This is a genomic window from Alcanivorax sp. HI0044 (assembly GCF_001634945.1).
Genome location: NZ_LWEZ01001245.1, coordinates 1 through 6,963 on the forward strand (window position 1 = coordinate 1; position 6,963 = coordinate 6,963).

Consider the following 6,963-nt stretch of genomic DNA (forward strand, 5'->3'; position numbering starts at 1 on the left):
TGGGGTCAACATAAATATCCATGAATACCAGACGATCCTTCAGGGCAAAGGCTTCCTCCATGGCCCCGTCCAGATCCTCAATCCTGGTGATCTTCATGCCCACATGGCCATAGGCCTCGGCCAGCTTGACGAAGTCCGGCAGGGACTCCATGTAGGACTGGCTATGGCGGCCACCGTACTGCATGTCCTGCCACTGACGAACCATGCCCAGCGCCTGGTTATTGATGTTAATGACCTTCACCGGCAAACCATACTGCAGGCAGGTGGACAGCTCCTGGATATTCATCTGAATGGAGCCTTCACCGGTCACACAGGCAACTGTTGCTTCCGGGAACGCAAACTGCACGCCCATGGCCGCCGGCAGGCCGAAGCCCATGGTGCCCAGGCCACCGGAGTTGATCCAGCGACGCGGCTTGTCGTACTGGTAATACTGAGCCGCAAACATCTGGTGCTGACCCACGTCGGAGGTCACATAGGCATCACCTTTGGTGGCCTTGTACAACGCCTGGACCACCTGCTGGGGCTTCATGGGACCGTCTTCGTTGGTCTCATACCGCATGCCATGCACTTTGCGCCAGCCGTCGATTTCTTCCCACCAGCGCTCCAGCGCCTTGCGGTCCGGCTCGCCGCCGTGCTCGTCCAGCGCCGCCAGCATCTCTTCCAGCACCTGTTGCACCGGGCCCACAATGGGAATGTGCGCCATGATGTTCTTGGAGATGGTCGCCGGGTCGATATCGATATGAATGATCTTGGCGCCCGGACAGAACTTCTTCACGTTGTTGGTCACCCGGTCGTCCAGACGGGCGCCCACCGCCAGAATCACATCGGAGCTGTGCATGGTCATGTTGGCTTCGTAGGTGCCGTGCATGCCCAACATGCCCACGTTCTGACGATCCGTGCCGGGGAAGCCGCCCAGCCCCATCAAGGTATTGGTCACCGGGAAGTTGAGGCGATGGGCCAGCTGGGTCAGCAGCTCGCTGCCCTCGCCCTGCACCACGCCGCCACCGGCGTAAATCACCGGGCGCTTGGCTTTCATCAGCTCGTCCAGCGCCTTGCGGATCTGGCCGGAATGACCACGGCTGACCGGAGAGTAGGAGCGCATCTTCACTTTCTTGGGATATTCGTAAGGATTCTTGACGTTCGGCGCCGTCTGATCCTTGGGAATATCCACCAGCACCGGACCAGGGCGGCCAGTGGTAGCGATGTAGAACGCTTTCTTCATGATTTCCGGAATGTCTTTGGCGTCACGGACCATGAAGCTGTGCTTCACCACCGGACGGGACACACCAATCATGTCGGTTTCCTGGAAGGCGTCATCGCCAATCCAGTCAGAGCGAACCTGACCAGACAAAACCACCATGGGAATCGAGTCCATGAAAGCGGTGGCCAGGCCGGTAATGGCGTTGGTAGCGCCAGGCCCGGAGGTCACCATGACCACGCCGGGCTTGCCGGTGGCACGGGCATAGCCGTCCGCCGCATGGGTGGCCGCCTGCTCGTGACGAACCAGAATGTGGCTGACAGAGTCCTGCTGGAACAATGCATCGTAAATGTGCAGTACGGACCCTCCGGGATACCCGAAGATGTACTCCACTCCCTCGTCTTGCAGCGCACGGACCACCATTTCCGCGCCGGATAACATTTCCACGGTTGCTACCTCAAATTTGAATGCATACAACCCACTGCCACGCAGCGGGACGGTGTTCTGGCAGACCGTTGAACAGCCTGCGAGCTTGCTGCCTGCGGATTAAAGCACCGTATTTGGATGCTCTGGGGTCTTGTCGGAGGTGGCCGACACAGACGCAGGCAGAGAGACGATTCTGGAGGCGCTGTCTGGATAGGGGGAAAACAGATGGAGTCATCCCACTTTGAAAACAGAAACCTCCGGAGGCTCCCACAGCGGGACGAGAGTGCAGTGATACTGCTGGCAGGACATCGCGGTAACGGTGCCCCGGGTCCCGGCCTCACACACGCCGGTAAGCGAATGCGGGTCCCGATCTCCGGAAAGCCATAATTTTGGCAGAAATGTGCGGCCAATCAAAGCCCTTGATCGACTTTAGGTTGCAGAAAATCCCCTTATCACGTCATGCTAAAGTCTGATGGATCAACCGAAATCATAAGAAGACTGACACCATGACAAAATTCAGCCTGTTTCTCGGGGGCGCACTGCTTGCCATTTCCAGCCTGAGCCCGGCGGCCAAGTTCTACAAATGGGTGGATGACAAGGGCGTCACCCATTACGACGCCCAGCCACCGCAGGGCGTAAACGCCTCTGAAGTAAACACCCGGGCCAATGCCAGTTCCGATCAAAGCGAGGCGATTGAGGCCCTTGAGGCCAAGCGCAACGCGGCACAAAAAGCCAAAGAAGCCGCAGCAACCCAGGCCAAAGAAGAGCAACGCTTAAAAACGGAACCGGATGCCGTCGCCCAGGAGCGCTGCGAACAACACCGCAAGAACCTGGAAACACTGACAAACAAACCTACCGTGCGGCGCAAGAACCCGGAGACCGGCGAAATGGAAGTGCTGGATCAGGAAGCCAGAGACAAAATGGTGGAAGACACCCGCAGCGCGCTGGAAAAGTGCGAGGCTCGCTAAGGGCGCGTCTGCCGGCAGTCACTGCGCCAATAAAAAACCGCCGACATCGATGTCGGCGGTTTTTGTTTACAGACGACTTCCCTCAATTTAACGCTTGAAGGTAAACCGCTCGTCTTCCACGTCCACGTGAACGGTATCTCCGGGAAGGTATTCACCCCTCAGTAGCGATTGCGCCAGCGGATTTTCCAGCTGCTGCTGGATGGCCCGCTTGAGCGGCCGCGCCCCATAGACCGGGTCGAAACCAGCGTCCACCAGCTTGTCCAGCGCCGCATCGCTTAGCTGCAAGCCGATATCCCGCTCCGCCAGTCTTTTTTGCAAAAAGCCCAGCTGAATCGACGCGATCCCCTTGAGCTGGTCCTTGGCCAACGGGTGGAATACCACGGTTTCATCCACACGGTTGATAAACTCTGGCCGGAAGTGATTACCCACCACCTCCATCACCGCGGACTTCATCGCCTCGTAGTCACTGGCGGACTCCGCATCGGCTCCCGCCAGTTTCTGGATCAGGTCAGAGCCCAGATTGGATGTCATCACCACCACCGTGTTGCGGAAGTCCACGGTGCGGCCCTGGCCATCCGTCAGGCGTCCATCATCCAGCACCTGCAACAGAATGTTGAACACATCCGGATGCGCTTTTTCCACCTCGTCCAACAACACCACAGAGTAGGGCTTACGCCGCACCAGTTCAGTGAGATAGCCACCTTCTTCGTAACCCACATAGCCCGGAGGCGCACCCACCAGCCGCGCCACGGAGTGTTTCTCCATGAACTCGGACATGTCGATGCGCACCATGGCCTCTTCGGTGTCGAACAGGAAGCTGGCCAGTGCCTTGCACAGCTCTGTCTTGCCCACACCAGTGGGGCCAAGAAACAGGAAACTGCCGTTGGGCCGGTTCGGATCCGACAGCCCGGCCCGTGAGCGGCGCACCGCATTGGCCACCGCTTCTACAGCCTCATTCTGGCCGACGACCCGGTCGTGCAGGGCCTCTTCCATGCGCAGCAGTTTGTCTTTCTCGCCTTCCAGCATTTTCGATACGGGTATCCCGGTCCACTTGGCCACCACCTCGGCGATCTCTTCGTCAGTGACCTTGTTGCGTAGCAGCTGGGTTTCCGCCTGGGCCTGCTCTTCACGGTCCTGGGCATCCTGCACTTTCTTTTCCAGTTCCGGAATCTGCCCGTACTGCAGCTCGGACATGCGGCTCAGGTCACCGGCGCGACGCGCCTGCTCCATTTCCACCCGTGCCTGCTCCAGCTCTGCCTTGTATTCCGCAGCGCCCTGCAGGGCAGCTTTTTCCGCCTGCCAGATTTCTTCCAGATCGGCATACTGTTTTTCCAGTTCGTCGATCTCTTCTTCCAGCTTTTCCAGACGCTTGCGGCTGGCATCATCTTCTTCCTTGCGCAGCGCTTCGCGTTCCATCTTCAGCTGGATCAGGCGGCGGTCCAGACGGTCCATTTCTTCCGGCATGGAATCAATTTCCATGCGGATACGGCTGCCCGCCTCGTCGATCAGGTCGATAGCCTTGTCCGGCAGCTGCCGGTCGGTGATATAGCGATGACTCAAGCGCGCGGCCGCAATGATAGCGCCATCGGTAATATCGACGCCGTGGTGCACCTCATAACGCTCTTTCAAGCCCCGCAGAATGGCAATGGTGTCCTCCACCGTGGGCTCATCCACCAGCACTTTCTGAAAACGACGCTCCAGCGCTGCATCTTTCTCGATGTACTGGCGGTATTCGTCCAGCGTGGTAGCGCCCACGCAGTGCAGTTCGCCCCGGGCCAGCGCCGGCTTGAGCATATTGCCAGCATCCATGGCCCCTTCGCCCTTGCCGGCGCCGACCATGGTATGCAGTTCATCGATGAACAGAATGATGCGCCCTTCCTGCTTGGCCAACTCATTGAGCACCGCTTTCAGGCGTTCTTCGAATTCACCCCGGTACTTGGCTCCGGCGATCAGCGCGGCCATATCCAGAGACAGCACTTGCTTGTCTTTCAACCCTTCAGGCACTTCACCATTAACGATGCGCTGAGCCAGCCCTTCCACGATGGCGGTCTTGCCCACGCCGGGCTCACCAATCAAAACCGGATTGTTTTTGGTGCGACGCTGCAACACCTGGATGGTGCGGCGGATTTCATCGTCACGGCCGATCACCGGGTCCAGCTTGCCGGACTCGGCCCGCTCGGTCAGGTTGACGGTGTACTTGTCCAGCGCCTCGCGCTTGTCTTCCGCATTGGGATCATTCACCGCTTCACCCCCGCGCACTTCAGCAATTTTTTCCGCCAGCACCTTGCGGGTCACACCGGCATTTTTAAACAGCTTGCCCAGCTCGCCGTTATCGTCACAGGCCGCCAGCAACACCACTTCCGTGGACAGATACTGATCACCGCGCTGCTGCGCCTCACGATCGGCCAGGTTCAGCATGCGGCCGGTGGCCTGGCCCATCTGCACGTCACCATTGAAGTTATTCACGGTGGGCAGCTTGTCCACGGCCATATTCAGGGCGGTAATCACATCCGCGCTGTTGGCACCAGCCTTTTCCAGCAAGGGCCGGGCAGCGCCACCCTGCTGCTGCATCAACGCCAACATCAGGTGGACCGGCTCAATGGTGCTGTTTCCCTGCCCCACGGCCAGAGATTGCGCGTCTGACAGGGCTTCCTGCAAGCGGGCAGTGAGTTTATCCATTCGCATTTTTCACTCTCCTATCCGGTCGTGATCCGCACAGCACCTCCCTGACGGCAAGGTCAATGCGATCACCGGTTATCTATCAACTGAGAGTTAAATGGGTCCGATTGGGCCAAACTCAAGGGCAATGAATAGTTAATAATGAATAAGTAATAGCTGCGCGGCGCAAGCCTGTGTTAGCTTGAACGCAAGAGGCCGCGCCCAATCTCTGGGCGCGGCCTCTTGCGTTCAAAACCTTATAAAAGCGTTATCGCGTCGTTATTAATTATTCATTATTGACTATTAATTATCCCCGTCCAGCCAGATCAGCGACGCAAAACGCCCGGTCTCGCCTTCCTTGCGATAGGAATAAAAACGGGACAGGTCACAGGCCGTGCAGAGATCCCCACCGTGGACATCATCGACGCCGAGCTGGGCCAGCTCAATGATGGCGGCATGAGCCACCGAGAATCGCCAGTGGCCGGGGGAAGCATCTTTCTGGAAAGCAGGCTTGAACGCAGGCCGATTCTCGGTAAAGGCACGGTAGACCTCATCCCCCACCTGGTAGCACTGCCCACAAATGGCCGGACCCAGCCAGGCGCTGACGGCCTCACCGTTGGGCGCGATACTGGCCACGCCTTTGGCAATAATACCGGCCTGCAAACCCCGCCAACCGGCATGGACCGCCGCAACAGCCGCTCCATCAGTGCGGGCCAGCAACACCGGTAGACAATCAGCGGTCAGCACCACACAGGGCCAGCGTTGCTGGTCAGTCCAGACCCCATCGGCTTCGTTATCCTGGGCATCGGCGCGTATCACTTGCTTGCCGTGGACCTGCCACAACCAGGCGGCGGGGTGATCCGCCTGCAGCAGTTTTTCCACATGATGACGGGCCTGCTCGACCCGCGCCGGCTGGTCACCGCAGTTCAACCCCAGATTGAACCCGTGCCAGGGCTTGGGGGAATGATCACCGGCACGGGTCGTCACGCACACCCGCACGGCCGGGTGTGGATTCCAGTCCGGGCATAGCCATTGGCTCTTGTCAGGCAGTGACATTGCTGGCTCCTTGGTCAGTCGGGGGAACACACCCTTCCGCCACACGCAACTTGAACAGCACTCCGTGCTGAGACAGGCCGGGAGAACTGAAGTTTCCACCCATGGCATCGCCTCCGGTTCGCACTGGCGCACTGGTCGCCATGTCTGACTGGGCCACATTGCCGTGGATTCGGTGGGTGATATCCGTCACCGAAGCGGCTTGCTGGCCCAGTAGCGTCTCACAACGGCGCTGCAGATAGCCATCCAGCACCGCCCAGTCTGTTCCTTTTTCCGCGTGGTAACTTACCGCGCACGCTGAGTACGCAGGGAATTCCTCAAAGGCTCCCTAGCGCAGCCGGCCATCAGCAACGCCACACCCTGCACCTCTTATCACTCTTCTTCTTTGATGTCGGCTTCCAGTGCGGCAATCAGCCCTGTCATATCCGCCGGCAGCGGCGCTTCGAATTCACGATATTCGCCCGTGGCCGGGTGAATCAGCCCCAACTTGCGGGCATGCAGTGCCTGGCGGGGGAACTTGTGCAGCGCCTGACGCAGCGCTTCAGTGGCCCCGGCAGGCTGCTTGAGCCGACCACCATAGAGCGGATCCCCCACCAGCGGGTAGTTACGATGCGCCATGTGAACGCGAATCTGGTGGGTGCGGCCGGTTTCCAGCTGCAC

The 6,963-nt window shown here is 59.1% G+C and carries 5 protein-coding genes and 1 pseudogene; 1 reads left to right on the forward strand and 5 read right to left on the reverse strand.

Annotation, left to right across the window (positions count from 1 at the left end; all coding sequences use genetic code 11):
• On the reverse strand, positions 1-1,645 hold a 1,645-nt coding region (locus tag A3730_RS17700), incomplete at its 3' end, for an acetolactate synthase 3 large subunit (RefSeq protein WP_063538583.1).
• A 485-nt stretch (positions 1,646-2,130) separates the two neighbouring features.
• Between A3730_RS17700 and A3730_RS17705 the strand changes: the two genes are divergently transcribed.
• A complete protein-coding gene (locus A3730_RS17705; RefSeq protein WP_063519754.1) occupies positions 2,131-2,592 on the forward strand; it encodes a DUF4124 domain-containing protein in 462 nt (153 codons plus the stop codon).
• 87 nt (positions 2,593-2,679) lie between these two features.
• On the opposite strand, the gene clpB is transcribed toward A3730_RS17705, so the two are convergent.
• From clpB to A3730_RS31820, 4 genes and pseudogenes are all read right to left on the reverse strand, one after another.
• Entirely contained in the window at positions 2,680-5,277 is a 2,598-nt protein-coding gene (gene clpB / locus A3730_RS17710; protein ID WP_063520855.1) for an ATP-dependent chaperone ClpB, read from the reverse strand.
• Positions 5,278-5,553: 276 nt separating this feature from the next.
• Positions 5,554-6,306 (reverse strand): peptidoglycan editing factor PgeF, encoded by a 753-nt coding sequence (pgeF, locus tag A3730_RS17715; protein WP_063519850.1) that lies wholly within the window; start codon positions 6,304-6,306, stop codon positions 5,554-5,556.
• Positions 6,293-6,556 (reverse strand): hypothetical protein, encoded by a 264-nt coding sequence (locus tag A3730_RS17720; protein WP_063519851.1) that lies wholly within the window; start codon positions 6,554-6,556, stop codon positions 6,293-6,295. The genes pgeF and A3730_RS17720 overlap by 14 nt, the downstream gene beginning before the upstream one ends.
• Positions 6,557-6,675: 119 nt before the next feature.
• Positions 6,676-6,963: pseudogene (locus tag A3730_RS31820) on the reverse strand (RNA pseudouridine synthase); the annotation flags it as partial.